The sequence below is a fragment of the Adlercreutzia sp. ZJ141 genome, assembly GCF_011038965.1.
Lineage (GTDB): Bacteria > Actinomycetota > Coriobacteriia > Coriobacteriales > Eggerthellaceae > ZJ141.
In genome coordinates, this window is the sequence record NZ_JAAKEB010000056.1 from 1 (window position 1) to 888 (window position 888).

Consider the following 888-nt stretch of genomic DNA (forward strand, 5'->3'; position numbering starts at 1 on the left):
CGATGCCATTTGCGTAGCCCGGCATACATCGTGTAGTCATTGTATGTCACGGGCGCAGATGCGAAGTGGGCGTTGATAGCGCTTTCTGATTCACTCTCGTCTGCATATATGACGTTCGGATTGAGGGCGAGAAATCCGGCAAGTTTGCGTGCATACGCATCCACCGTCTTAGGATGAAGCCCAAGGTCGGTCATAGCTTCCCTAAATGAGCGAATCTCTTTGGCGATTGCTGTTTCCATGATGATCTCCCTTCGTGCGATTGCAATCGACGGGGAAATCGTAGCGTTACGCTATGTTCCAAAGATCCGGGATACACGCCTGATCATGTCGGATACTTCTCGAAGTTCAGCGCATAGCCTTTGCGAGTGCATAGTTTCTTCTATGTGCTAAAGCACATAGAAGAAAGAACTTTCTTTTCTCAGATACCCCTCGGGGCGCTAAAGCTTCTGCGGCCATCTATTCGATCGTGGTTACCGCCAAGCTCAATGGCCTGAATCAGCGTGCTTACCTAGAGTGGGTACTCTCCGAGATGCCCAACGACAATAAGCTTGATGAGCTAGGTCGAATTGATCGCTACCTTCCCTGGTCAGATGAGATTCCTGTCGAGTGCAGGCTTAGCCCTGATAAGGCTAAAGATGCTGCAAAGATGCCCGACGAGCCGATTGTGGATGTCAAAACCCTCGAGACGATCTTGGAAAACTCTTAGAGCTTTCCAAGCTATCGGTCGGAATCCTATCGGATAATTCCAGACCTTCGCACAGACGATAATGCGTTTCCCTTTGACGCGCGCTATTCAGTTGTGATGGGTTTACCAGCAGCACCAGCCTCCTTCATGTCACGCTCGATCATGTCGATGATGATTGTGACACCTATCGGCTAGAAGTGATA

2 protein-coding genes are annotated in these 888 nt (G+C 49.8%); one reads left to right on the forward strand and one right to left on the reverse strand.

The features are described 5' to 3' along the window. Positions 1–239: hypothetical protein (locus G7Y44_RS10300; RefSeq protein ID WP_165249679.1), on the reverse strand; the 239-nt coding region annotated here is incomplete at its 3' end. Between the two features lie 227 nt (positions 240–466). Here G7Y44_RS10300 and G7Y44_RS10495 point away from each other — a divergent pair. Then, complete coding sequence (locus G7Y44_RS10495; RefSeq protein ID WP_165249681.1) at positions 467–706, forward strand: transposase domain-containing protein; 240 nt, start codon at positions 467–469, stop codon at positions 704–706. The last annotated feature ends 182 nt before the right edge of the window (positions 707–888 follow it).